The sequence below is a fragment of the Halobacillus hunanensis genome (genome assembly GCF_900166655.1).
Lineage (GTDB): Bacteria > Bacillota > Bacilli > Bacillales > Halobacillaceae > Halobacillus_A > Halobacillus_A hunanensis.
Genome location: NZ_FVZB01000007.1, coordinates 252,840 through 279,200, shown reverse-complemented (window position 1 = coordinate 279,200; position 26,361 = coordinate 252,840). Strand labels below are relative to the sequence as shown.

The window sequence follows — 26,361 nt, the reverse complement described above, 5'->3', positions numbered from 1 at the left end:
AACGAATCCCGGCCTTTCCTATCAAAGGAAACCCGGGACTTTTTGTATCATATCAGCAAGTTCATAAATGCAGTAGCCATTCCAAAGTAGATTAAAATCGAAATGATATCGTTGATCGTCGTAATAAAGGGTCCGGAGGCTACGGCCGGGTCAATGTTAAATCGATGCATGACCAGCGGCACAAGAGAACCTGCCAGCGTCGCTACGATCAATGTTGACGTGATGGATAACCCCACTAACAATCCTAAGTAGAAATTGTGCTGCCATAAATAAACGACAAGCGTAATAATCACACCACAGCTCACTCCTGTGATCAGTCCAGTTCCCGCTTCACGCATGATCATTTTAAACTTGCCTTGCTTATCAATTTCACCAGTAGCAAGCCCGCGAACAGCCACAGCCAGCGCTTGTGTACCTGTATTTCCGGCCATGCCGGCAATTAACGGAATAAAAATAGCTAATATTGCCACTTTATCCAACGTATTCTCAAATCGTCCGATCAGGCTGGCTGTTAAACTTCCGAGAAACAGCAAAATAACGAGCCACGGCAATCTTTTTTTCGCTGAAGCAAAAGCATTTTCATCCGGGCTGTCCACATCGGAAATCCCAGCAAGCTTCGAATAATCTTCACTAGCTTCTTCTTCCATAACATCCATAATATCATCGACGGTAATAATCCCTAATAAATGCTCCTGAAAATCAACAACCGGCAAGGCTAGGAAGTCATAGTCACGCATCATCCGGGCAATTTCCTCCTGGTCTTCCCCAACAGGCACTGACACTACGCGTTCACTCATTACATCAGAAATAAACCAATCCTCTTCTGAGATAATCAAATCACGAAGCGAAATGACCCCAACAAGCCGCTTGTCTTCATCTATTACATACGTATAGTAAATCGTTTCGGCATCAGGTGCTTCTTTTCTTAAATGCAGCATGGCTTCACGAATCGTCATACCTGCTTTGACTACTACGAACTCAGTCGTCATAATCGATCCGGCCGTTTTCTCTTCATAATGAAGCAAATCTTTAATTTCATCAGCTGCTTCATCATCCATAATCGTTAAAAAGCTGGCGACTTTATTTTTATCAAGCTCATTTAATATATCAACCGCATCATCGGTAGACATCTCAGCAAAAACCTGTGCCGCAAATCTCGGATCCATTTCAACGAAAAACGGCTCAATTTCATCATAATCAATATGTTCCATCACATCTGCAACTTCTTCAGGGGATAGATACGTATAGATTTGCAGCCGAACATCGTCCGCTACCTCTTCAAAAATTTTCGCCTGATCATATGGATGAAGTTCAAGAAATTCTGCCCTGAATTGGTCAATTTGATCGTTAAACAAAGCATCTTGAATGGTTTGCCACACATCACGGCGCTCTTGATCATCTAAATGTTCCATACGTCTCCCTCCCCTTCGTTCTTATAAACTTTTATTATACTAATAGCACGTCATACTTTTGTCAATAAATGTCGGTTCTTTTTTCAAAATAAAAAACCTTACTTAAAAAAAGTCCGTGAATGTTGTACACTTACAATGATACACGTTGTTTTAGAGAATGTTTAGAGAAAGGGAACAAAGATGAATGAAACTCAACAACCATCAACAATAGACTATACGATTATCTTCGTAGTCGTCGCATTAGGAATTGTCAGCTGCTTTACTTTATACACATTGGACCCGCTCTTATCCGAAACGGATCAGGGCTCATACTTAAAACAAATCGTTTGGTATATCTTAGGCGGCATTGGGGCTGCCATTGTCATGATCATGGACTATGACCGACTGCATCATCTCGTATGGTTCCTGTACGGCTTCGGTGTCTTCATGCTCTTGCTGTTGTTTTTTAGTTTCCCGCCACAAATCATTGTCACCTCTGGAGGTGCAACCAGCTGGTTCAGGTTACCAGGAGGGGTGACCTTACAGCCAGCTGAATTTGTCAAAGTCTTTTTAGTTATCACGTTAGCTCATGTGATTGTCAGGCACCATGAGAAACATCGCACCAAAACCGTTAAATCTGATTTTTTACTATTAGGTAAATTAGTCGGTCTTTCCCTCCCACCAATGGGATTGATCGCTGTTCAGCCAGACCTTGGCTCCTTTCTCGTACTTTGTGCCATTTCTAGTTTCTTAATATTAGTGTCAGGAATTCAATGGAAAATTCTTACCTCCATCTTCAGCTCGGTTTTATTAGTCATTGGTGTAACCGTTTCAATGTTTTTCTTAAATTTCACAGTTGTAACCGACTATTTAGAAGAGTCCATTTTTGCTCACGTCGATTCCCGGTTTTACGGATGGCTTCAACCTGAGCAATACGCACAAGGTTACGGACTGCAGCTGATTAAATCGATCACTGCGATCGGGTCTGGACAGCTGACTGGAAAAGGGATCGGTAACTTCCAAGTTTCTGTTCCCGAACGTCACACCGATATGATTTTCACAGCCGTCGCAGAACAGTTCGGGTTTATTGGGGCAAGTTTAGTGTTGACCTTGTTCTTTTTATTGCTCTATCGAATGATCCAGATTGCCATGGAAAGTAATGATTCTTTTGGCAGTTATATCATTGTCGGCATCGTAGGCATGATCACGTTTCAAGTGTTCCAAAATATCGGCATGTCGCTGCAGCTGCTGCCGATCACAGGACTGCCTCTTCCTTTCTTAAGTTATGGAGGAAGTTCTACACTCGCTTATTTGCTGGCGGTTGGCATTGTCTTAAATGTGAAATCGCGGACGAGAACCTATATGTTTGAATAGAAATGCGAAAAGGTGGAAAGCTCTAATAATCCACCTTTTTTTGCTTTCAGACGGTATTTTCCGGACAAGGAGGATTATTATGCAAGTAGATGTGATCGGAGATGTGCATGGTTGTCTCGATGAACTAATTGATATATTTAATGTACTCGGCTACGAATGGGAAGACAACCTCCCAGTTCACCCAGAAGGGCGAGTGCCAGTCTTTGTAGGCGATATTACCGACCGCGGTCCCCGTTCCATTGAGACCATTCGGTTTGTCTACCAGTTAGTGATCAAACAAAAGCTTGCTCTGTACGTACCCGGCAACCATTGCAGCAAGTTATACCGCTTCTTTCTAGGAAATCCTGTTCAAGAGAAACACGGACTTGAAACCACAACAGCGGAATATCGCAACCTTTCTGAAGCAGAACAGCAAGAAGTCAAACAGATGTTTATGGAACTAGTTGAAACATCTCCACTGTATCTACAGCTCCCAGAAGTCGGGGCGGTGGTGGCTCATGCTGGCATTCGTGCTGAGGATATCGGCAAGGAAAACAAGCGGATTAGAACATTTGTACTGTATGGAGATATCACAGGGGAGAAGCTTCCAGACGGACGCCCTGAGCGTAGAGACTGGGCACAAACTTACAAGGCCGATACATGGATTGTGTACGGACACACTCCCGTGTATGAGCCACGTTTCGTTAATCGCACCGTCAATATTGATACAGGCTGTGTATTCGGCAATCAACTAACGGCTTTCCGTCTCCCGGAGGAAGAGATCGTAAGTGTCCCCTCCTCGATGCCATTTGTCGAGGAAAAGTTCAATTATCATGCGTGAAAGCTGAGGCGTTGCTTGAGTGGAATTCTCTTTACGATTCGTAAGGTAACAACTTTGTGAAGTCTCTTGCAGTTGAATAACGAAAAAGCAAGAAGGAGCGGCTGCATCATCTGCAAGCCGCTCCTTCTATTTTTAACATGAGTACTTTATAGTGACCTAGCGTGGTAAGATAAACCCTGTCTCAAAAAGATAGTGACCTATCTCAAAATATACTCTCCTAGCTCTAAGTAATAACAACTTAACGCACAATCATAATGCCTTAACCATCCTGCTTGTCCCAGCCCTTAAATTTCCGGATCCCACCATACTTGAGGGGGTGCAGACATAAAGCTAATTTCTTCTCCAGTAGAAGGATGGTTAAACGCTAAGCGATGACAATGTAACGCATGTCCTTTTGCTATATTCGAGCCAGATGCCCCATATAGCGTATCCCCGACCAATGGATGGCCCAGATAGCTCATATGAACTCGAATTTGGTGGGTGCGCCCTGTATGTAATCGAATATGAACTAGGCTAGCAGTTGCTAACACTTCTGTCACCCCATACTCCGTGACTGCTTTCTTCCCATGTGGGGTAATCTCCCGCTCAATAATCGACCCGGCTTTTCTTCCGATTGGGGCCGTAATCATACCTGATGAAGGTGAGAGTCTTCCTTGTACTAGCGCTGTATAATCCCTTTTGATCTCTCCAGCTGCAGATAGTTTTCCATGGCTGTACTGCTGTTTGGCAACAAGAAGCAGGCCAGATGTATCTCGGTCCAGCCTCGTGACAATATGGACCGTATAGTCATAGCCCTTCTGATCATAATCATATACGATCCCATTTGCGAGCGTTCCAGAACGGTGATCAGCAGTGGGCGACACCGCCATTCCAGCTGGTTTATCAAGTATAAGAACATCTTCGTCCTCATACACAACCTGAAGCGGGACGGGCTCCGGGATCAGAACCTTTGAACGTACTTCTGCAGGAAATAAGACCGTTAATCGGTCGGCGGCTGATAATGTAGTAGAAATAGGAACTGCAGTATCGTTCACTAACACTGCGCCTCCAGTCTTAACGTTTTTTAACAGTTGTCTGGAAAAAAGCGCTTCCTCTCTTAGAAAACTCTGAACGGTTTTCCCTGCAAATTTTTGCTCAATGGTCCACTCCTTCTGGTAACTCATTCAGGTGTATAATCATCCGCGACAAAGGAATCATGAACTCTTTTCCAAAACGGGAATGGGCGGAAACGGGCGAATCGCACTCGCTCTTTCGCAACACGACATTGAATCGATTTTACGTCTTTGTAAGTTCTCGTAATATGGTCAATCGTAAATAAAAAGCTGCGCTCATTCAACGGTTTCAGAAGGCACGTATGATGACCGGGTAAAACGAGCGGTGAACCGATCGTCCGGAAGACACGGTTATTGATCGAGGCCATCTCGGCAATTTGAATCGCTTCAAGCGAAGGATGAAGAATCGCTCCGCCCAGGGCCTTATTATACGCGGTACTTCCTGAAGGGGTGGAAATACAAAGGCCATCTCCGCGAAAGGTTTCAAAGTGATCTCCTTTGATTTCGATATCAAATACGACAGAGCCTTCTGATGTCTTTATAGCACACTCATTGAGGGCCAGGTAACGATCTTCTGCCCCTCCACCCTTAGGTCGAATCGTTACTTCAAGGAGCGGGTATTCAACAACTTGAAATGGAGTACGTGCGATTTCAATAATCAATTTCTCTAACTCTTCCGGCATCCAGTCCGCATAGAAGCCCAAATGACCGGTGTGTACCCCAATGAAGGCAGTTTGATCGAGCCGGTGAACGTACGTATGGAACGCTTCCAATAGTGTTCCATCCCCGCCGACTGAAATCGCGAGATCGGGCTCCTCCTCATCATACTCCAAATTAAACTCAGTCAGGTAACTCTTGATTTTTGTACGGATTTCGTTCGACTTTTTATCTCCTTTTGAGAGTATTGAGAATTTCATTTGCCTTCCACCCCTCTACGATTTCTTCGTTTTTCTCTTCTGATCTTCTTTGCGATTAAATATTTTTTGGGCTTCCTGGACTTCGTGCTTGATCTTTGACATTTCTTCATCGAGTAAAAAGGCTGCCTCACCCGCACGCTTTAAACGTGCCTGAATATCAGTTGGAATCTTACCTGCATATTTATAATTAAGCGAGTGTTCATTCGTGGCCCAGAAATTCATCGCTAAAGTCCGAATTTGAATCTCGGCCAATACCATTCTCTTTCCATGAATCGTTTCAACCGGATACTGAATGATCATGTGATAAGACCGGTATCCACTTTCCTTCTTTTCAGTTATATAATCCTTTTCTTCTACAATGGAGAAATCGTTGCGATTCCTCAACATTGTGACGACAGAATAAATATCATCTACAAATTGGCAAACCACTCTCACTCCGGCAATATCCTGGAGCTCTTCCCTCATGTCTTCGGGATTAATGGCTTTTCTGTGTGCTTTCTCCAAAATACTTGTCTTGGGCTTTACTCTCCCTGTGACAAATTCAATGGGAGATTGTTCTCGTTCATATTCAAATTGTTGCCGCATTCCCTTTAATTTAACCTTAAGTTCGTCAACTACCTGCGCATAAGGTGCTAAAAAAGTATCCCAATTCATTCGAGCACCACCTTTATGTACCAAACTAAATATTTCATATGTGTGTTTAGACTCATAAACATTGTATCACAATCTTTTTCCATCACCAGAATTTAACTCATGGATAATGGCTAACCTTTGCAATTCTAACCTATTATAAATCATAATTAAAGGAGAGGTGACACATATTATGGCACAAGAAATTGAAATTGAATTTAAGAACCTGTTAACAGAGGAAGAATACCACAAGCTTTACACACAACTTGATTTTGCCGCGATTGAACAGGTGGAACAAACAAATTATTATTTTGAAACAGATGACTACCAGCTGCGCGATAAGGGAGCAGCTTTAAGAATAAGACAAAAGGATGACACATGGACGCTGACCTTGAAGGAGCCTCACCCTGATGGCCTTTTGGAAACGCACCATACCCTGTCAGAAGCAGAAGCCGGGCTCTGGCTTAAGAATCAGTTGTCTGCACCGCCCGAAGTCAACAGACAGTTAGAGCAACTCGGAGTTTCAGTTTCCGACCTGTGTTACATCGGAGCTCTGACTACCAAAAGACAAGAGCGTGCATACAACGATACACTAGTCGTTTTGGATCACAGTTTTTACTGTGGGCAATCTGATTATGAACTGGAATTAGAAGCAAGCTCTAAACAGCAGGGGGAGCAAGTCTTTGAAGATATTTTAAGCACTAATCACATTCCTAAACGAGCGACAGATAATAAAATAAAAAGGTTCTTTCAGGCCAAACTAAAATCAGAATAGTTGCCGTTCACCTTCACCGTTGCTAAAATGAATAAACAGACAAGGAAGGGATTATATGAACGAAAAACCCGGCAGCATTTATGAAGCTATAGGCGAAGACAAAATAAATGTGTTAGTAAATTGTTTTTATCGACACGTCAGCCAGCATCCTGACCTCATCCCTATTTTCCCGGATGATTTAACGGAAACCGCTCGCAAACAGAAACAATTTTTAACCCAATTTTTCGGAGGTCCCCCTCTTTATATTCAGGAGCACGGTCACCCGATGCTAAGAGCACGACATCTCCCATTTGAGATCACTCCAACAAGAAAAGATGCATGGCTGTCCTGCATGGCAAAAGCACTCGAAGAAGCTGACATTCAAGACCCATACCGTCAATTCATGTTTGAACGCTTAACTATGACAGCTAACCATATGATGAATACACCAGAAGATGAGAAAGGAGAATCGATGTGAGTTGGAAAAGTACGAGCAGTCCTTCAGGGAAACAGAATACCGCTAGTGGTTATTTCGATTTGCTAAAGCGGCCTATTGAGATTTATGTATTCATTGATCCTCTCTGTCCTGAATGCTGGTCGATTGAACCGTTTTTAAAAAAGCTCACGATCGAATACGGACGTTTCTTTACAATTCGTCCCATCATTAGCGGAGATTTAGCTTCCCTGCAGCAGTTTAAATCCGAAAAGCGAGAAATACTCAAGAAAGTATGGGATAAAACAGGAACACGAACAGGAATGTGCTGTGATGGAGACGTGTGGATTGAAAACCCGATATCCTCGCCTCTCGTAACAGCACTAGCAGTAAAGGCGGCGGAGTTACAGGGCAAGAAAGCTGGAATGCGTTTTCTTAGAAAAGTGCAGGAATATGTTTTTTTGGATAGAAAAGATATCTCGGACGAAGATGTTCTCATTGAATGTGCTGGAAAGAGTCGTTTAGATGTGAGTGAATTTAAAAAAGACTTACATGCGGATGCTGCACACAGAGCTCTGAGATGTGATTTGAAACTAACAAAAGAGATGGATGTAGATTCCACACCAACGATGGTTGTATTTAATGAATCTGAAGAAGATGCAGGACTAAAGATTACCGGCCTTTATTCATATGATGTTTACGTGAAAGTATTAAAAGAAATGCTTCAGAAGGATCCAAAGCCTGCAGTAAAACCTGAATTGGAAGACTTTTTACATCATTATCGTTTTGTCGCAAACAAAGAAATATCCGTCGTCTACGATTGGACAGAACAGCAGACAAAAAAAGAATTGAAGAAGTTAGTGTTACGACAAAAAGTCCGGGAGGTTCCAGTGAAATACGGTACTTTCTGGCAATATATCAGTTCGTAACATACAAATAGAAGACACTATGTAGGAAGCATTAGCAGTCAACTGCTAATGCTTCTATTTTTAGGGGGATTGGTTACACAGTACAGCATTAATGTGAATTTCTTCACTATTTAAGTATATCAACACTGTGGACAGTGAACAATGCGATCAGCCAATTGTTCACAATGTTGTCAATTGAAGAATACTTCCGGGAATGATTTAGAGATTGGCTCATAAAGTAAATAAAAAGGAGGTTTCTGTCATGAAACGATGGGTCATTTTGGGCTACATCCCTTTATTTTTGTTGCTAATTCTCTTTCACATTTTCGGATTAATGCTCTTGTTTCCGTTATATATTTCCGCCCCTCTCCTATTCGTTTCAATTTATATGTTCGTCAGTTTAATCTTTCACCGAAAGAAATTTCGCGGATTTATAAAATGAAACAAGCTGCTTCTTTAGTCAAAGAGGCAGCTTGTTCATTCATTCTTATTGTAATAATTCTTCCATCTCATCAAGTTTCTGTTCAAATACATCCAATGCTTTTAAAATAGGGTCTTTTGAGGTCATATCTACCCCGGCCTTCTTCAACACTTCAATAGGGTAATCACTGCTCCCCGCCTTCAGGAAGCTCATGTATCTTTCAACAGCAGGTTCCCCTTCAGTCAGAATTTGTTCAGCAAGGGTTGTGGCTGCAGCATATCCAGTTGAGTATTGATATACATAATAGCCCATGTAGAAGTGAGGAATTCTTGCCCACTCTAACCCGATCTCCTCATCAATAACTAGCTCAGTTCCAAAGTATTTTTTATTCAAGTCATAATATAGCTGTGTCAGTTTATCAGCTGTTAATGCCTCACCTTTTTGTGCTTGAATATGAATTTCATGCTCAAATTCAGCAAACATCGTCTGCCGAAAAACCGTACCCCGGAAACCTTCCAGGAAGTTGTTCAATAAATACAGTTTCTCCTTCTTATCATCCGTTTTCTTCATGAGGTGATCGTTTAACAATGCCTCATTACAAGTGGAAGCTACTTCTGCTACGAAAATGGAGTAGTTTCCGTACCGGTATGGCTGGTTATTATGAGTATAATAACTGTGCAGCGAATGCCCCAGTTCATGAGCCAATGTGAAAAGGTTATTGACATCATCCTGCCAGTTCATTAAAATAAACGGATTTGTGCCATAATGTCCAGAGGAATAGGCTCCACTCCGCTTCCCTTTATTCTCCTCGACATCTATCCAGCGGCTCGTCAGCCCTTTCCTTACCACGTCCACATAATCTTTGCCTAACGGCTCTAGTGCGTTAAGAACGACCCGTTGTGCTTCCTCATAGGAGACCTCCATTTCAGCATCCTTCACAAGCGGTGTGTACAAGTCGTACATGTGTAATTCATCTAGTTCAAGGACTTTCTTACGAAGCGCTACATAACGATGCATAAGCGGCAGCCGTTCCTCCACTGCCTCAATTAAATTATCATATACGGATTCAGGAATTTTGTTTCCATCCAGCGCCGCTTCCCGTGCACTTTCATACTTTTTCGCTTCCGCAAAGAAATTATCTTTTTTCACTTGGCCGCTTAAAGTAGAAGCAAATGTATTTTTAAACGATCCATACGTATCATACATGGCCTGAAACGCATTCTGCCTTACTTCACGATCTTCAGATTTCAAAAACCCTACAAAACGGCCTTGAGTTAAGTCTACTTCATTTCCTTCTTCATCCTTAATCGTTGGGAAGGTTAAATCGGCATTACTAAGAGCTCCATATGTCTGGGAAGGACTTGAAGCAATCTCAGAGAACCCTGATAACAGCTTCTCCTCTTCTTCGCTAAGTACATGCTCTTTTCTTCTCAAAATTTCATGCAGCGTATGTTCATACTGCTCCAATTTCTCGTGCTCGTTTATATAGCTCTTAACCTTCTCTTCTGAGAGAGATAAAATCTCTGGAACGATAAAACTCATAGAAGAAGAAACTTGTGTCAAAAGGTTTTCCGCTTTCGCATTCATTTCTTGATAATGAGAATTAGCCGTATCCTGATCACTGCGCATATGGGCATACGTGAATAGTTTTCCTATTCTGTTTGATACTTTATCCTGCAGCGTTAACAACTGGTACAGCTGTTCCGCTGAATCTCCCAGGGTATCTTTAAAAGCCTGTACCTCTGGAATCAGCTTCTTAATTTCCTCGAATTCCTTATACCATTCTTCATCGCTCGCAAAAATCGTCTCAAGATTCCATGTTAATTCCTCAGGGATTTCTTCCCGTTTTGGTAACTGCTTTGTTGTCGATGCCATGTGTACATCCTCCTCCAAATTATGTCGCCATCTAAAAAATTCGATTCTTTTAGTGAAAAATCCTTCCTATAACGATACATTATTATGTCTGGGCACCATATTTTTTAAAACATTCATCACTAGTTTATCTTCTTCCAAAGCCTGGTTAATATGAGTAGGAAAGGTGATTTGTTTTCGTTTTATCCAATTTCCCTTAGGGGATTTTGTTACATATCCCATCTGTTCAAGTAATTGTAAGTATTCTTGTACAGGGTCTGTTTGATAACGATTGACGGTCAGGCATTTTTCACGATGTCCGAGCTTTATTAAACTTCCTAAGGGTAGATCTATAAAATAATTCAGGACAAACTTTGTCTGCCACATGTAGACTTTTACAGGATAAATGGACTGACTCGGAACAGGCAGACAGCAGACGGAAGGAATTAACGAGAAATGCTTTCCTTTTAAGTACAGAAACTGGCGCCATTGACGCTCCTCAGTTCCCACTGATTTCTGATAGAACGTACGGAGTTTGAACAAGTATTTTTCCCAAAAATATAAATAGGAATTCATCGAAGAGTTGGACGGGACGAAAAGTTGAGGAAAGGTAATAGAGTTAAGCGAATTAGTGCGGGACCTGGCGAAGCAATAAGAATGCGGAAATCCGAGTATATGATCGACAATTATGAGCGACTGGGCATTTACGTTTAAGTAATACATACAGTAAGAATGATGAAAGTAATAAAGGAGTGAGCGATGGAAGGTCGTGTGCAGCAGTTGATGCTTTCCTTTTCGCCGGTAGTGTCGGCCCCCGACAATCCATAGCGGAAAGATACCTGCTTCGTAATAACAGTTTGTTCGCTTTTCAATGATATCGGGGGGAATAGTAGAACACTGCAGTTCAATTGCAATTCGCCGCTTGTCACGACTTATGAAGAACAAATCAGGGCGCTGGTTTATTTCCTTGATAAAATACTCCATTTCAACCTTGTACCCCTGATCTTTCAGCCATTTGAAAAGCAGCCACTTTCCTGATTCGTGATCGTCGCTCTCACCTTGGGATTTTCGTTCACACTGGCTGGTTGGAAAATGAGCAAAGTGCGGGATGTGATGGAGGCCGGAACGGATTTGAAGGGGTTCTTTACAGGTGGGACAATAGTACGTCACTTCGCGCCTCACCTGTTCAATGCGTTTTCTGGACAGTTGATATAACGAGCAAAGTTTTCCATGATGATCGTATGCATACAGCAATAACGTCACCTCCACCTAAACCTTATTCGCCATAAAGCTGAAAATTCCTTTTTTTTAGACAAAAAAAAGCACACTTCATGCAGTGTGCACATTTATTAATGGGATGGAAAATAATCTTTAATTTGCGTTAAAGCATTCTCAGAGAAAATGACTTTACCGTATTCTTGAAGACGATAAATGGTTACAGAAGACTCATGTCCATATTCCATTAGCTGACTTAAAATATTTTCTTGTTCATCATCATTCATATTTTCATCATTGAATTGAATATATAAATAGTAGGTGTCTTCAAAATGAATGAGAGAATTATCCATATTATGCTCATTCGTCATATAATGGCTCAGCTGAATGACATCTTCAAATTCATTAAAACGCAACGTAAAGTTCAATGGTTCAAAGACACCCTCTTTTGAATCATGTTCTTCATTGCCTGGTTCTGTTTCACTTTGTTCTGTGTCACTGTATTTATCATCAAGTAAAGATTCTAGTTTCTCATCCATCGGTACATCAATCGATTTGCCGTCATCACTAGGGAGTTCGAGCTTTTGACCATCTTGGGAAACCTGCGCTTTTGTGACGATCACTTCTAAACCTTTGTCCATAGCTTGAACTTGAATCCACAGCGGTCCATCAGCTTGAAAGTTTTCCTGATCGTTTACTTCATCCATCATTTCCCAGAAAAGCTGCTCACTTCGCTCACGATTGTACCAAATTTCTTCACGGTCAAATCCGAGCTGTTCAACATCATGATAAGAAACGTAAAATTTAACAGTGTTCTCGTTTATGCGTTCGATTTCCATGTGTGTCTCTCTCCCTTCTATCTTTTAGTATGGCGGAAGGGATCGTTCACCCTAATACGCTTACTTTTACCTTACCCGTTAGGCAAAAACTTCAACCATCGTGATGGGTAACACTTATAAAGATTGATGTTACTTTTATTGTATGACAGGAATCAGTAAATGGAAAACAAATTGCTTGATTTCAACGTTTGACCATTGCCAAGCTTTTTAGGGAAAGGTTGACTTCCCATTGTAGCTTATTTTAAATCGTTTGTCATTAAATTGTAGGAGGATTCTCGAATGAATTGGGACTTGCTTGAACCTATTTTTATCATTGTGTCAATTGATCTTATTTTAGGTGGAGATAATGCAGTAGTCATAGCTTTAGCAAGTAGGAATCTTCCTAAACATCAAAGAAATAAGGCGATTTTTTTAGGGACAGGCTTAGCCATCGCTGCCCGAGTCCTGTTGACCACAGTGGCCTTATACTTGCTGCACATACCATTTCTACGCTTAATTGGTGGAATCCTTCTTTTATATATTGCGATTAAATTGCTAACTGATACAGATGATACGCAACATATTAAAAGTAGTGATAACCTCTTTACTGCCGTAAAGACCATTGTGTTTGCAGATATCGTCATGGGGTTTGACAATGTTCTAGCGATTGCTGGGGCTTCACATGGTGAGGTCTTGCTTGTGATTATCGGCCTGCTGATTTCGGTTCCAATTATTATTTTCGGAAGCCGGTTTATCCTATTGTTAATGGATAAATTTCCGATTCTTATTTATATAGGAGCAGGGATTCTCGCCTTTACAGCTGGTGAAATGATCCTGGAAGACCGAAGAATCATAACATACCTTGAACCGAATTCCATCATTCACTACATCTTCCCTGCATTTGTAGTGCTGCTTACCATTGCTTTCGGTTATCTTATGAACAAAAAAACCCAAACTGCCTAGGCTAAACGTGAGCGGATGTATGGACAAGATCCCATGTCCTATATCGAACGGGCTTAGCATTTACTTGAGAAAAAAAGCTGCATCTCCTCATTTATCAGAGATGCAGCTTTTTATTTTTAATTGACTAAGCGTTGTGCTTCTCTAAGTTGGAAAGTACGCACGCTTCGTGGTAAGAAACGTCTTATTTCATCCTCATTGTAACCTACTTGCAATCGCTTATCATCAATAATAATCGGTCGACGCAGCAACCCTGGATTTTCTTGGATAAGATCAAACAAATCTTGCATAGGCAATTGATCGAAATCAACTTTTAACTTTTGGAAGACTTTCGAACGGGTAGAAATAATTTCTTCCGTGCCATCTTCAGTCATTCTTAGAATTTCCTTAATCTCATCAATCGTTAGCGGTTCAGAAAAAATATTTCTTTCCGTATAAGCAATATTATGCTCCTCAAGCCACGCTTTTGCTTTCCGGCATGATGTACAACTTGGTGAGGTATAAAGTGTTACCATATTGAAACTTCACTCCTCAAAATGTATTGTATTTCATTATTTGACTGCTTATTAATTTAAAATTAGTATAATCTAATCTTATATTATAACTATAACACACATGTCAACTGAAATCTATAACACCTAAGTAAAAATTACCGCAAATCACTAATAATCCTGCAAAATATACAAACTGTACTATACCCAGTACCACCAACCGCCATGATTTAAACCTGTTTTTTTGCAAAAAACATTTCCTGTGTACTCGGTTATATTTTCAACTAATCCAAACGATTGAAAATCCCCGCCTAAAAAAGCCGGGGATTACATCTGGCCATTTGATTATTTTAAATCTTTCAGAATATCATCAGAATCACGATCTTCATCTAGTTTTAACACCTCGTCCACTGGTTGATAGGACTTTCCATAAAATTCACTATCTTTATACGTGTGGATTTCTTCGTACATTCTCTTCATTTGTTCGTAAATACTCTCTTCAGAAGCATCTTCGGGAGACCAATAAAGAATTTCCATCGGAGTAGGCTCATTTGTAGCTAAAGACCTTCTCGTATATCCGATCGATTGTGCATGCTTGAAACCTTCTCGCTGGTAGAAATGAAGGCGCTTGGCCGAATCAGAATCTTCATAGTCTATCGGCTCCACTTCCAGAATAATTGGCTTTCCTTTCGCCTTCATTTTCTCAATAAGCTTATGGCCTAACCCTTGCCCGCGGGAGGCAGCTGAAACGTACACATAGTCAATGAAAATAAACGAGTTAAACTCTGCATACATCAACACATGGTATTCACCTTCATCTTTATAGTACACTTCACTTTTTTCTTTTAGCAAAGCTTCCATGTGTTCTTGTGATTTCATTTCCTCTACTGGAAAATATTGATTCAACTTTTCATACCAGTTCATTGATCTACTCCCTTTAATCATTATCATCTTTCATTATACAGAATAATTGCAAAATTGTTAAATACATTTGAAAACGCGCTTATTTTCTACTTTCCCGATTGTTCTTTTCTCTAATCAAAAAAGCACTGGGGACCCCCAGTGCTTTCGTCAGAACACTACGGTGTATAATCTACATTAGGCGTGTAATTATTCGTAGCATTCCAAATTAAATACTCATTTATACCATTTTCTTGTAAGGCTTTAATTTGCGCCTCCACTTCTGCTTTGCCATATTGCTTTGCAGGACCAGAATAGAGCCATGGTGCTTCAAAATCCTGAATCCATGGGCGCGATGTTGGAGGATCCTCCAGTTTACTTAATACTTCATTCTCTATTTTTGCATACGAGCTTATCGTCTTGTACGGATGCTTATCGGGCTTATCCAAGCCGAAAAATGGTCCCCAGTGGCTCGGATAAATCATCGATGAAATCACATCAACGTGACTGGATATTTTCGAAAAGTTCTGGCCGATATTTGGAGCTTCCTCAATTGTGGCCGCATAACCGAAAATATCAACGGAGACATCCACATCATAATGGCTTAGCTCATCTTCAGCATATGCTACAAAATCAGTTACCGCTTTGACACGTTTATCCACGTTACTCATTTCCAAATTCGCATAATCACCTTGGCTGTAATCCAGTATCTCATCACGTGTTCCAAAGCCTTCTGGAAAACGCACATAATCAAATTGAATTTCTTGGAATCCCAGCTCTGCAGCCTTTTTTGCAATCTCTAAATTATATTTCCATACTTCTTTCATAAATGGATTTACGAAAGCCTCACCTTTTCCGTTCACCCATACCTCTCCATTTTTTGTATAGGAAAGATCAGGACGCTTCTTAGCAAGTAATGAATCTTTGAAAACGACAATCCTTGCAATTGGATAAATTCCCTTTTCCTCCAACATTTCAAGCATAGCCCGCGGATCATCAATATAAGGCTGTGCTATATCTTCATAAGGAGAACCTTCCGGAGGTTCAAAGGTGATATTGCCGTGGTCTTCTTTTATATCAATAACCATGGCATTTAAATCGGTTGACTCAACCAGTTTTGTTAGTTCCTCCATATTTGATCCACCTGCTGATGGACCGGTTACATAAATTCCCCGCACAGCTTCAGGGTAATCAAAATCTAAACCAGAATCGTACAAAAAGCGGGCTGCACTCTCTGGCACTTTAAGGGTCTTCAGCCCAAGTTTCTTCCCGGCAAGCAATTGTACTTCTTTAGGACCTGCTTCATCTGCACGTACATTATGTATAGGGAATGCGCAAACCACCACAAGCAGACTTGTCAAAAAGAGTACGAGATGTTTCTTTTTCATGATATCCTACTCCTATTTTATATGCTCTCCTAAGTATATAAGAATAACCATCACATTGGATAGTACTTTATGACATTTTTTGTAGAAATATTTAGAGATGCTGTTTTCTAGAAGATTATTATCTTCCCAAAAAAGAAGAGACCTGACACTTTCTTATGGTGCAAGGCCTCTTCTATCATTCTCTAACTTTTTACAGTCGTTCCATGTTCTTTTTGATAGTGTTCATATTCTTTCGTTGTGCATAATACCCAGTGTCCCGGACGCACTTCTCTAAATTCTGGCTCTTCACTTGTATCGTGGTCACTAGGATCATAAGTGAAACGCTCACGGTTACGTTCATAATCCGGGTCAGGCAAAGGAATTGCCGACAGCAAGGATTGTGTATAAGGATGAATCGGGTGCTTATACAGATCTTCTGCACTGGCTAACTCAACCATTTTGCCAAAGTACATAACCCCAATACGATCACTAATATATTTTACCATCGATAAGTCGTGGGCGATGAACAAATACGTGAGGCCGTGATCTGCTTGTAATTGCTTAAGCAAATTAACGACTTGTGCCTGAATAGATACGTCTAAAGCAGAGATCGGTTCATCTGCGATAATAAAACTTGGGTCCACAGCTAGCGCTCTTGCTATCCCAATACGTTGACGCTGGCCGCCACTAAATTCGTGAGGATAACGAGCCGCGTGTTCTTTATTTAAGCCAACTGTTTCCAGAAGTTCATGCACACGGTCTGTCCGGGCCTTGTCATCCGCAGCAAGGTTGTGGATGTCCATCCCTTCCGCAATAATGTCCTCAACCTTCATACGAGGGTTTAAGGATGCATATGGATCCTGAAAAATCATTTGCATTTCACGATTAAATTTTTTAAGATCATCGCGGCTTTTCTTAGCGTGAACATCTTCCCCGTTAAATAGCACTTTGCCGTCCGTTGCATCATAAAGGCGGATAATGGTACGGCCTGTTGTGGATTTTCCACAACCTGATTCTCCTACAAGTCCAAATGTTTCACCTTTATAGATATCGAACGTCAATCCGTCAACGGCTTTGACGACACTGTGACGACCTGTTTTAAAATGTTGCTTTAAATTAGTTATTTCTAGTAATTTTTCTTGACTCATACACGATCACCTTCCGTTGCCTTAGCCGTTTTAGCCATGCCCTCCATACGTTTCTTTATAGCCGGAGGCGGATCAATATCAGGAGCATTCTCATGCAGCAGCCATGTTGCAGCATAATGAGAATCCGATACTTTAAACATCGGAGGTTCTTGCTCCAAGTCGATTTGCATAGCATATTGGTTACGAGGAGCAAAGGCGTCCCCTTTTGGCGGATCAAGCAGATCTGGAGGTGACCCTGGAATTGCATATAGTTCTTCATCTGCGCTGTCTAAAGACGGCATAGAACCAAGCAGTCCCCACGTATAAGGGTGCTTAGGATTGTAGAAGATATCGTCAACTGTTCCGATTTCGACAATGCGTCCAGCATACATAACCGCTACACGATCAGCCACGTTCGCCACAACACCCAGGTCATGGGTAATAAAAATAGTGGCAGAATCAGTCTTCTTCTGAATATCTTTCATAAGCTCTAAAATTTGCGCTTGAATCGTTACATCAAGAGCCGTTGTTGGTTCATCCGCAATCAGCAATTTCGGATTACAAGCCAGGGCAATCGCTACGACCACACGTTGACGCATTCCTCCAGAAAACTGGTGCGGATATTGCTTCATACGGTTTTCCGCATCGGGAATACCAACGAGCTCAAGTAATTCTACAACCCTCTTTTGTGCCTGAGATTTACTCATCTTTTGGTGCTTAATGAGACCTTCGGCAATTTGATTACCAACTTTCATCGTTGGGTTAAGAGATGTCATCGGATCCTGGAAAATCATAGAGATTTCCCTTCCCCGTATCTTCTGCATCTGTTTTTCGCTCATTTTAGTAAGATCGCGGCCTTCAAAAAGAATCTCTCCTTCTTTAATGCGGCCAGGCGGCATAGGAATCAGTTTCATGAGTGCTTTCGTCGTAACTGATTTACCAGAACCCGATTCTCCTACGATCGCCAGTGTTTCTCCTCGTTTTAGATCGAAGTTTACACCACGTACAGCCTGTACCTCACCTCCGTAGGTGTCAAAGGATACATGCATATTTTTTACTTCTAGTAATTTTTCCATAATTACACCTACCTCCTATTCGCGCATCTTCGGATCAAATGCGTCCCGAAGACCATCAGCTAGTACATTAAATCCAATCATAATCAATGAGATAACGACAGCTGGGAATAATAGCATATGTGGATATATTTGCAGAGATGAGAAACCAGCATTAACCAATGTTCCCAGAGACGCCATTGGTGTTGGCAGTCCAAGACCAATAAAGCTTAAGAAAGCCTCGAAGAAAATGGCACTAGGGATGGTAAACATAGTGTTAATAACGATTAATCCCATAACGTTAGGAATCAAATGCCTTCTTAAAACTCTGTTATCGGAGGCACCTAATGTTTGCGACGCCAGGACAAATTCTTGGTTTTTCAGCTTAAGAATTTGCCCTCTGACTATCCTGGCCATCGATATCCAGGACGTTAAGGCTAAGGCGATAATGATCGATATTATTCCGGGGTCCAGAATTAAGATCATCAAAATAACGATAACTAAGTTTGGAACACCAATTAAAATCTCAATGACACGCTGCATATAATTATCTACGCGTCCGCCATAATAGGCAGAAATTCCACCATAAGCAACACCAATTAACATATCAATTGCTGTGGCAACAATAGCAATGAACAGGGAAACTCTGGTACCGTGCCAAGTTCTTGACCACAAGTCACGCCCGAGTCCGTCGGTACCGAACCAATAATTTTCTTTCACATCTTTCGCAGCATATACATTATATTCTGCTTCCACTTCGGCCGGTTCGCCATTACCACCTTTACTCACAATGGTTGTGTCAATATATTCTTCCTGATTGTTAAAACGCATTAATGCTTTTTGTTTTGCTTCCTCTACAGTAGGAGCACTTTCTACCGTGCTTAACGTTCCATCAAAGCCTAACCAGCCTAAACCATCAATCTTAGGCGGCATCTTAGCCACCGTTAGATCCTGATTATACTGTCCAAAATCATTCATATACGGCCCGAATAGGGCAAGAACCGTTAATATAATTAAAACAATTAGACCGGCCATTGCGCCCGCATTCTTACGCAAGCGAATAAAAGAGTCTTTCCAGAAAGACAATGCCGGTCTGGCTATCTTCTCATTCTCATCATCCTTAATGTCTACCGGTACAAATAAATCTTTATTTGGTTCGTGATTATCCATAATAGGTACTACTCTCCTTCTGACAGTCGAATTCTAGGATCAATGACTCCATATAATAGGTCAACGATTAGTACGATTGTAACGAACAGGACTGAAATTAATAATGTTGTACCCATAATAATTGGGAAGTCGTTTGTGTTAACTGATTTAACAAATTGTTCGCCAAGACCTGGTACAGCAAAAATATTTTCAATAACAAGCGTTCCTGTTATTAAACCGATAGCTAGTGGTCCTAGAACGGTAACAAGCGGAATTAGTGCGTTACGCACCCCATGTTTAAACACAACACCAAATTTATTTATACCTTTAGCTCGTGCTGTTGTAATATAGTCTGAACCCATAACCTCAAGCATTTCTGTTCGCATAAAACGGGCTGCAATCGCCATTGGAAAGATAGCTAAAGCTACTGTCGGCAATACCGTATGCTGCCACGTTCCCCAGAGGGCAACTGGAAACCATCCTAGTTTTACGCCAACATAATACTGTAGAATCCCCGCAAATACAAAGGAGGGAATTGATTGTCCGAGTATGGCTGCAAATGTAGAACCATAGTCGAGCGGACCATTATGATAGAGAGCTGAGACTAACCCGAGCAAAACACCAAATATGGTTCCGAAAAACATCGCCTGAAAACCTAACTGCATGGAAGGTCCTAAACGTGTCATAAGAATATCCGTCACTTCACGATTATCAAACTGGAAAGAAATCCCCATATCACCTTGAGCTAGTCCAACCATATAATTAAAATACTGAACTGGAACTGGATCATCCAATCCGTACTTTTCTAATACAATCTGTTGTTGTTCTTCTGACAATTTATCTGCAGCACTTAGGGGAGTGCCGGGTAAAAACTTCATTAAAAAGAATGACAATGTTGCAATTAAAAACACTGTTAAGAACATATATACTAAACGCTGTAATATATAACGTCCCATATGAACACCTCCTAAAAAATAACCCCTTTATTACCTTTGTCGAAATTGACTGAAATTTGTCTATTATTAGAATATTTCCTTTACAGGGAAAAAGAGAGCATATGCCAACTTTTTTGGACACATACTCTCTCCCTATTAGCCAGCCTATATGTGGTTAACTCTATTTACCCTCAATATAAGCATACTTGTAAGTGTAATCAGGTCCCATTGGCTGAACAAATACGTTCTTCACATATGGCTTCCAAAGCTGTGCCAGTGCCCGCTGATAAAGAGGTGCAAGAACTGCATCTTCTTGAATCAGCATTTTCTCAGCTTTAAGGAATGTTTCGAAACGTTTTACTGGCTCCATTGCTAACTCAGTATTTGCTTTCTCGATTAAAGCATCATACTCTTCGCTGGAATATCCAGTCTTGTTGTTTCCACCATCTGTTACCCACATGTTCAAGAAAGTGTTCGGGTCAATGTAGTCAGGACCCCATCCAGAGTTTTGTAACTCGTAGTTCATATTCGCATCACGCTCTAAGCGGATTTGGAAAGGTACACTTTCAACTTTAATAGTAAGACCTTCAAGCTGCTCTAACTGGTCTTTAATGTAAGCGTCAAGGTTTTGAGCTGTTTCAGTGTCTCCACCAAGGTAGCTAAGTTCAGCTGTTTCGATGCCCAGCTCTTCTTTAGCTTTAGCCCATAGTTCTTTAGCTTTCTCTAAGTTGTACTCTACAAGCGGGCCGTTAATTTCACGGAAGTCTTCACCAGTTTCAGGGTGTTTAACAAAGTTCTTAGGAATATCCCCTACTGCTGGAATAGAACCGTTATTAAGAATAACGTCTACCATCGCTTGACGGTTGATAACCATTTGAATCGCTTTACGTGCATTTACGTTAGACAAAATTTCATTTTCCTGGTTCATCTTAAGGTAGAATAATGTAGGCTCTTCTTCAATGCGGAACTCATCAGAAGAACGATATTCATCAACGAATTCTGCTGTTAGTGTTGTACGATCAATCTTACCTGTTTGATAAAGGTTAACCGCTGAGGATGTTTCCTTTACAACACTGACATTGATTTGCTGAAGTTTAACTGCATCAGCATCCCAGTAGTCTTCGTTCTTTTTAAGCGTCCAGCCTTCTCCATGGTTCCATTCCGTCATAACGAAAGGACCGTTGGAAAGCACTGTATCAGCTTCCATCGCATAGTTTTCACCTTGTTCTTTTACGAACTCTTCATTCATCGGCAAGAACGTACCGAACGTAGTCATAGACTCAAAGTATGGAACTGGTTTCTCTAGAGTTACTTCAAATGTATAATCATCTACAGCCTTAACTCCTAATTCTTCTACAGGCATTTCATCAGCTGCAATAGCTGAAGCATTCTTAACTACTCCGCCCAGCATGTATGGACCATACTCAGAACCTGTATCCGGATTAACGGCACGCTGCCATGCAAACACGAAGTCATGTGCTGTTACAGGATCACCGTTAGACCAAACTGCATCTTCACGAAGTGTGAACGTCCAAGTAAGACCGTCTTCACTTACTTCATGACTTTTCGCAATTCCTGGTTCAGGTTCGCCGTTTTTACCTAAACGGTAAAGACCATCTTTCGTAGAACCTAACCATTGGAATGCCACAGCATCAGTTGCTAAAGATGAATCCATTGTCGGAATTTCTGCTGATTCCGAAAGGTTAAGTACCTGTTCGCTTTCTCCAGATGCACTTTCTCCATCACTACCGCTGTCAGAGCCGCCATCAGATCCAGTTTCTGAATCTCCGCCTCCTGAACAAGCAGCGAGGAACATGCTCAACACTAATGCTAGTGCTAGCAATAACCAATTTGTCTTTTTCATGTAGAAAATGACCTCCCCTAAATAAATATGAATTTTGATGTGGCGTTTTGTCCACATTACGAATTATACAAGTTTTCTAACTATTTTGCATTACCTTTTTTTTAAAAAAATTGCAGAACGCCTGCTATTATTACGTTTAGGTAACACAAAACATGACTAATTACCTAGTTTATTTTACAGAAAATCAATTTAACTATTAAAAGTTTAGGAGAGTTTCGGACTACTTTATTAGATAAAAGCAATAAAAAGTAAAAGGAGAGTACTGGCACACTGGCCAACACTCTCCCGTAAACCTATTTGCCTTCAATATAAGCATATTTGTAAGTGTAGTCTGGCCCCATCGGATTAGCGGTGACATTTTTCACATATGGTTTTACAAGCTGTGCTCTTGCACGCTGATAAAGCGGCGCAAGGACTGCATCCTCTTTAATTAATAATTGTTCAGCTTTCAGAAAGGCTTCAAAGCGTTTTTCCGGCTTCAAAGCAAGCTCTGTCGCTGCTTTTTCAATTAAACTATCATATTTTTCACTTGAATAACCCGTTTTATTGTTGGCTTGGTCTGTCACCCAAATGTTCAAGAAAGTATTCGGATCAATATAGTCAGGACCCCAGCCATAATTCTCTAGATCGTAATCCATACTCTTGTCTCGTTCCAGCCGCACCTGGAACGGCACGCTTTCTACTTTAATGCTTAATCCTTCGAGCTGTTCAAGCTGGTCTTTAATATAAGCATCAAGGTTCTGGGCTACTTCTGTATCGCCGCCAAGATATCGTAATTCAGCTGTTTCAATACCTAATTCTTCTTTTGCTTTTGCCCAGAGTTCTTGAGCTTTTTCTACGTTTGTTTCAATAAGAGATCCATTAATCTCTCTGAAATCTTTCCCTGTTTCCGGGTGTTTAACAAAATCTCCTGGCACAATTCCACCTATTGGAACGGAGCCATTATTTAAAATAACGTCCACCATAGCCTGGCGGTTAATGACCATTTGAATGGCTTTGCGGGCATTTTTATTGGCGAGTATTTTATTTTCCTGATTCATTTTCAGGAAAAAAGTTGAAGGCTCTTTTTCGACTTGAAATTCTTTCGAAGAGCGGTATTCATCAACGAATTCTGAGGAAAGATTGACACGATCTACTTTTCCAGTTTCATAAAGATTAACAGCAGCAGAAGTTTCTTTTACAACACTCACATTAATCTGCTGCAATTTAACTTTGTCTGCATCCCAGTAATCTTCGTTCTTTTCAACTGTCCAGCCTTCTCCGTGGCTCCACTCTGTCATAATGAATGGTCCGTTGGAGAGTAAGGCATCTGCTTCCATGGCATAGTTGTCCCCTTGTTCTTTCACGAACTCTTCATTCATCGGCAGAAATGTACCGAAAGTGGTCATAGATTCGAAGTATGGCGTCGGCTTCTCTAACGTTACTTCAAATGTATAATCATCTACTGCTTTTACACCCAGCTCATCAACCGGGATCTCTCCCTTTGAAACGGCTGTGGCATTTTTAATAACGCCACCCATCATATAAGGGCCGTATTCAGAACCTGTATCCGGGTCAACCGCACGCTGCCACGCAAATACGAAATCATGAGCCGTTACAGGATCTCCATTAGACCAAGTCGCATTTTCACGCAGATCGAATGTCCACGTTAAACCATCTTCGCTTACCTCATGGCTTTTCGCGATCCCAGGCTCTGGTTTACCATCTGGACCGAGCCGATACAGTCCATCTTTCGTTGAGCCCAGCCATTGCGAAGCCAGTGCATCAATAGTTAATGATGAGTCCATAGAAGGAATCTCGGCTGTTTCAATCAAATTAAGTACTTGTTCGCTTTCAGAAGATGATTGTTGCTCATCCCCGCTGTCAGATGCTCCTGTTTCTGATGATCCACCCGAACAGGCGCCAAGCAGCAGGCTGATTGCAAGACCTAAGGCCAGCAATAGCCATTTTGTGTTTTTCATGTGGAAATGACCTCCTGTGAAGTAAAATTATGTGTAAAATATACACGTTGCGTATTATACAATTAATCAAATTATTTTGCATCTTCTAATTTAAAAAAATTGAGAAAATAAACTAAATTTTTCATAGAAACATAAATGTTAAAACATGCTATAATGTGGAGGAGTTTTTAGAAAGGCGGAATACTTCATGAGCATCGTTCGCAGCAAATGGACGAGTGTGTTTTTAAACTTGTTCTTATGTACGATCTTTTTTTTGATCTGGGCCCCAGCTACTAATCTTCATCATTTTATAAACTTTTTATTTTATTTCACCTGTTTTTATTTATTTACAGGGTTGATTCTGTGGGTAGTACGTGGAGGGTTATTCAATGGGATAACATTCGGTATGCGCCGATTTATCAGTCAAATGTCCCGAAATAAAGATTATCTTGATGACTGGAAAGATCGTCCTCTTCCCTCTGAAACCATTCACCGCTCCTTACCTGGTTTCTTCTTATTTCAGGGGGCCATATTAGCAATACTTTCCATCATATTATTGGTGGTGTACTATAGGTAATTCAACCTGGGCTTGCAAACGAGATCGAACTCTTCTATAATTTTTAAAAAGAAACTTCAAATAATTAGACGGCAAAGATCAAGCAAAGTACTTTTATTCTAATGCTTATAGAGAAGCTGTGGCTGGTGGAAACAGTGAAGCGGGATAAAACGAACCTGGGGCTTGGGAGCAGGTTTACGTATGTTCGGCGATAACGAATATGAGCTGACTTTTACATGAAGCGAACTTGCTGCCGGCACTTCGTTTCTTTAATAAAAGTAATAAGGGTGGCACCGCGAAACATTCGTCCCTTCCTAACATGGAAGCGATGGATGTTTTTTTGTTAATAAAAATAGATGAGGTGAAGAGAATGAAAACAATTTTCTCAGGCATTCAACCTAGTGGAACACTGACGTTAGGAAACTACTTAGGCGCCATGAAGCATTTTGTCGATTTACAGGATGAGTACAATTGCTATTTCTGTATTGTCGATGAACATGCCATCACGGTTCCACAGGAGCGACTAAAGTTACGAGACAATATTAAGTCGCTGGCAGCCTTATATGTAGCTTCTGGAATCGATGTAAACAAATCTACTTTGTTCATTCAATCAGAGGTTTCAGCGCATACCCAGCTTGGCTGGATGCTGCAATGTGTAAGTTACATCGGAGAGCTTGAACGCATGACCCAGTTCAAAGATAAATCCCAAGGCGGTAAAGAGGGTGTAACATCAGGTCTGCTTACTTATCCTCCGTTAATGGCAGCCGATATTCTGTTATATCAAACAGATATCGTCCCTGTTGGAGAGGATCAGAAGCAACATCTCGAATTAACCCGTAACCTGGCGCAGCGATTCAACAATAAATATAATGATATTTTTACCGTGCCAGAAGTACGAATTCCTAAATCAGGCGCTCGAATTATGTCGCTGCAAGAACCGACGAAAAAAATGAGCAAGTCCGACACCAACCAGAAAGCATTCATTTCCATGCTTGATGATGAGAAGAAAATTACGAAAAAGATTAAAAGTGCCGTGACCGATTCTGAGGGGATAGTGAAATATGATAAGGAAAATAAACCAGGGATCGCGAACTTACTTACCATTTATTCGGTCTGTTCTGGCATTTCTGTTGCAGAACTTGAAGAAAAATACAAGGATGCCGGCTATGGGCAATTTAAAGCCGATGTCGCTGAAGCTGTTGTCGCCACTCTGAAACCTATCCAAGAGCGTTACGAACAGCTAATCGATTCCGCTGAGCTGGATGACATGCTAGATCAGGGAGCTGATCATGCGAGTTTCCATGCAGAAAAAATGTTAAAAAAAGCGAAGAAAGCTATGGGGCTCGGCCGGGTGAAGAAAAAATAGCAGATTTCTTGTATTGGGAGTCATCGGGTTCTACACGAAGCACTTTTTCAAGCAAAAATAAAGCCAGAAT

The 26,361-nt window shown here is 41.1% G+C and carries 24 protein-coding genes and 1 other annotated feature; of the genes, 8 read left to right on the top strand and 16 right to left on the bottom strand.

The genetic code is table 11. The features are described 5' to 3' along the window. Nucleotides 1-47 precede the first annotated feature (47 nt). Nucleotides 48-1,412: a magnesium transporter gene (gene mgtE, locus B5354_RS13980; protein WP_079529432.1), complete on the bottom strand. Its 1,365-nt coding sequence runs from the start codon at nucleotides 1,410-1,412 to the stop codon at nucleotides 48-50. Nucleotides 1,413-1,592: 180 nt separating this feature from the next. Here mgtE and B5354_RS13975 point away from each other — a divergent pair, with 180 nt between their 5' ends. Together B5354_RS13975 and prpE are read left to right on the top strand one after the other, a co-directional pair. Beyond that, nucleotides 1,593-2,765, top strand: coding sequence for an FtsW/RodA/SpoVE family cell cycle protein (locus B5354_RS13975; protein ID WP_079529431.1), 1,173 nt, complete (start codon nucleotides 1,593-1,595; stop codon nucleotides 2,763-2,765). Nucleotides 2,766-2,844: 79 nt separating this feature from the next. Further along, nucleotides 2,845-3,585, top strand: coding sequence for a bis(5'-nucleosyl)-tetraphosphatase PrpE (gene prpE, locus B5354_RS13970; RefSeq protein ID WP_079529430.1), 741 nt, complete (start codon nucleotides 2,845-2,847; stop codon nucleotides 3,583-3,585). A gap of 284 nt (nucleotides 3,586-3,869) precedes the next feature. Here the strand turns inward: prpE and B5354_RS13965 are convergent, their stop codons facing one another. From B5354_RS13965 to yjbM, 3 genes are read right to left on the bottom strand one after another with little or no spacing between them, the layout of a single operon-like run. After that, nucleotides 3,870-4,748, bottom strand: a complete 879-nt coding sequence (locus B5354_RS13965) for an RluA family pseudouridine synthase (protein WP_079529429.1) — start codon at nucleotides 4,746-4,748, stop codon at nucleotides 3,870-3,872. Continuing rightward, on the bottom strand, nucleotides 4,745-5,554 hold the full coding sequence (locus tag B5354_RS13960) for an NAD kinase (RefSeq protein ID WP_079529428.1): 810 nt from the start codon (nucleotides 5,552-5,554) through the stop codon (nucleotides 4,745-4,747). The genes B5354_RS13965 and B5354_RS13960 overlap by 4 nt, the downstream gene beginning before the upstream one ends. 15 nt (nucleotides 5,555-5,569) lie before the next feature. Next, nucleotides 5,570-6,208, bottom strand: coding sequence for a GTP diphosphokinase (yjbM, locus tag B5354_RS13955; RefSeq protein ID WP_079529427.1), 639 nt, complete (start codon nucleotides 6,206-6,208; stop codon nucleotides 5,570-5,572). A 169-nt stretch (nucleotides 6,209-6,377) separates the two neighbouring features. Between yjbM and B5354_RS13950 the strand changes: the two genes are divergently transcribed. The 3 genes from B5354_RS13950 to B5354_RS13940 are packed head-to-tail and all read left to right on the top strand — an operon-like array spanning nucleotide 6,378 to nucleotide 8,300. Next, a complete protein-coding gene (locus B5354_RS13950; protein ID WP_079529426.1) occupies nucleotides 6,378-6,959 on the top strand; it encodes a CYTH domain-containing protein in 582 nt (193 codons plus the stop codon). A 55-nt stretch (nucleotides 6,960-7,014) separates the two neighbouring features. Continuing rightward, nucleotides 7,015-7,416, top strand: coding sequence for a globin domain-containing protein (locus tag B5354_RS13945; protein WP_079529425.1), 402 nt, complete (start codon nucleotides 7,015-7,017; stop codon nucleotides 7,414-7,416). Further along, entirely contained in the window at nucleotides 7,413-8,300 is an 888-nt protein-coding gene (locus B5354_RS13940; RefSeq protein WP_079529424.1) for a ClpXP adapter SpxH family protein, read from the top strand. The genes B5354_RS13945 and B5354_RS13940 overlap by 4 nt, the downstream gene beginning before the upstream one ends. A 466-nt stretch (nucleotides 8,301-8,766) precedes the next feature. Here the strand turns inward: B5354_RS13940 and pepF are convergent, their stop codons facing one another. The 3 genes from pepF to mecA all read right to left on the bottom strand — a co-directional run bounded on the left by pepF (nucleotide 8,767) and on the right by mecA (nucleotide 12,605). Beyond that, a complete protein-coding gene (gene pepF, locus B5354_RS13930) occupies nucleotides 8,767-10,575 on the bottom strand; it encodes an oligoendopeptidase F (protein WP_079529422.1) in 1,809 nt (602 codons plus the stop codon). A gap of 66 nt (nucleotides 10,576-10,641) precedes the next feature. After that, on the bottom strand, nucleotides 10,642-11,805 hold the full coding sequence (locus B5354_RS13925) for a competence protein CoiA (RefSeq protein WP_176142497.1): 1,164 nt from the start codon (nucleotides 11,803-11,805) through the stop codon (nucleotides 10,642-10,644). 95 nt (nucleotides 11,806-11,900) lie between these two features. Further along, nucleotides 11,901-12,605 (bottom strand): adaptor protein MecA, encoded by a 705-nt coding sequence (gene mecA, locus B5354_RS13920; RefSeq protein WP_079529420.1) that lies wholly within the window; start codon nucleotides 12,603-12,605, stop codon nucleotides 11,901-11,903. A 279-nt stretch (nucleotides 12,606-12,884) separates the two neighbouring features. On the opposite strand from mecA, the gene B5354_RS13915 reads away from it, so the two are divergent. Beyond that, the gene (locus B5354_RS13915; RefSeq protein ID WP_079529419.1) at nucleotides 12,885-13,547 is read left to right on the top strand and encodes a TerC family protein; all 663 of its coding nucleotides are present in this window, start codon (nucleotides 12,885-12,887) and stop codon (nucleotides 13,545-13,547) included. A gap of 116 nt (nucleotides 13,548-13,663) precedes the next feature. Here the strand turns inward: B5354_RS13915 and spxA are convergent, their stop codons facing one another. The 9 genes from spxA to B5354_RS13870 all read right to left on the bottom strand — a co-directional run bounded on the left by spxA (nucleotide 13,664) and on the right by B5354_RS13870 (nucleotide 24,390). Continuing rightward, the gene (gene spxA, locus B5354_RS13910) at nucleotides 13,664-14,059 is read right to left on the bottom strand and encodes a transcriptional regulator SpxA (protein WP_079529418.1); all 396 of its coding nucleotides are present in this window, start codon (nucleotides 14,057-14,059) and stop codon (nucleotides 13,664-13,666) included. Between the two features lie 321 nt (nucleotides 14,060-14,380). Next, complete coding sequence (locus B5354_RS13905) at nucleotides 14,381-14,959, bottom strand: GNAT family N-acetyltransferase (RefSeq protein ID WP_079529417.1); 579 nt, start codon at nucleotides 14,957-14,959, stop codon at nucleotides 14,381-14,383. A 155-nt stretch (nucleotides 14,960-15,114) separates the two neighbouring features. After that, entirely contained in the window at nucleotides 15,115-16,323 is a 1,209-nt protein-coding gene (locus tag B5354_RS13900; RefSeq protein WP_079529416.1) for a putative glycoside hydrolase, read from the bottom strand. 182 nt (nucleotides 16,324-16,505) lie between these two features. Next, complete coding sequence (locus B5354_RS13895; protein ID WP_079529415.1) at nucleotides 16,506-17,450, bottom strand: ABC transporter ATP-binding protein; 945 nt, start codon at nucleotides 17,448-17,450, stop codon at nucleotides 16,506-16,508. Next, nucleotides 17,447-18,505, bottom strand: coding sequence for an ABC transporter ATP-binding protein (locus B5354_RS13890; RefSeq protein ID WP_079529414.1), 1,059 nt, complete (start codon nucleotides 18,503-18,505; stop codon nucleotides 17,447-17,449). The genes B5354_RS13895 and B5354_RS13890 overlap by 4 nt, the downstream gene beginning before the upstream one ends. 15 nt (nucleotides 18,506-18,520) lie before the next feature. Then, entirely contained in the window at nucleotides 18,521-19,651 is a 1,131-nt protein-coding gene (gene opp3C / locus B5354_RS13885; RefSeq protein ID WP_079529413.1) for an oligopeptide ABC transporter permease, read from the bottom strand. Between the two features lie 8 nt (nucleotides 19,652-19,659). Then, a complete protein-coding gene (gene opp3b, locus B5354_RS13880) occupies nucleotides 19,660-20,586 on the bottom strand; it encodes an oligopeptide ABC transporter permease (RefSeq protein WP_079529412.1) in 927 nt (308 codons plus the stop codon). Between the two features lie 160 nt (nucleotides 20,587-20,746). Further along, nucleotides 20,747-22,429, bottom strand: coding sequence for a peptide ABC transporter substrate-binding protein (locus B5354_RS13875; RefSeq protein ID WP_079529411.1), 1,683 nt, complete (start codon nucleotides 22,427-22,429; stop codon nucleotides 20,747-20,749). Between the two features lie 293 nt (nucleotides 22,430-22,722). After that, nucleotides 22,723-24,390, bottom strand: coding sequence for a peptide ABC transporter substrate-binding protein (locus tag B5354_RS13870; protein ID WP_079529410.1), 1,668 nt, complete (start codon nucleotides 24,388-24,390; stop codon nucleotides 22,723-22,725). A gap of 187 nt (nucleotides 24,391-24,577) precedes the next feature. Here B5354_RS13870 and B5354_RS13865 point away from each other — a divergent pair, with 187 nt between their 5' ends. Next, nucleotides 24,578-24,946, top strand: a complete 369-nt coding sequence (locus B5354_RS13865; RefSeq protein ID WP_079529409.1) for a DUF3899 domain-containing protein — start codon at nucleotides 24,578-24,580, stop codon at nucleotides 24,944-24,946. A 65-nt stretch (nucleotides 24,947-25,011) separates the two neighbouring features. Then, nucleotides 25,012-25,240 (top strand) — a binding site (T-box leader). A 55-nt stretch (nucleotides 25,241-25,295) separates the two neighbouring features. Beyond that, on the top strand, nucleotides 25,296-26,291 hold the full coding sequence (gene trpS / locus B5354_RS13860; RefSeq protein ID WP_079530587.1) for a tryptophan--tRNA ligase: 996 nt from the start codon (nucleotides 25,296-25,298) through the stop codon (nucleotides 26,289-26,291). Nucleotides 26,292-26,361: the final 70 nt, after the last annotated feature.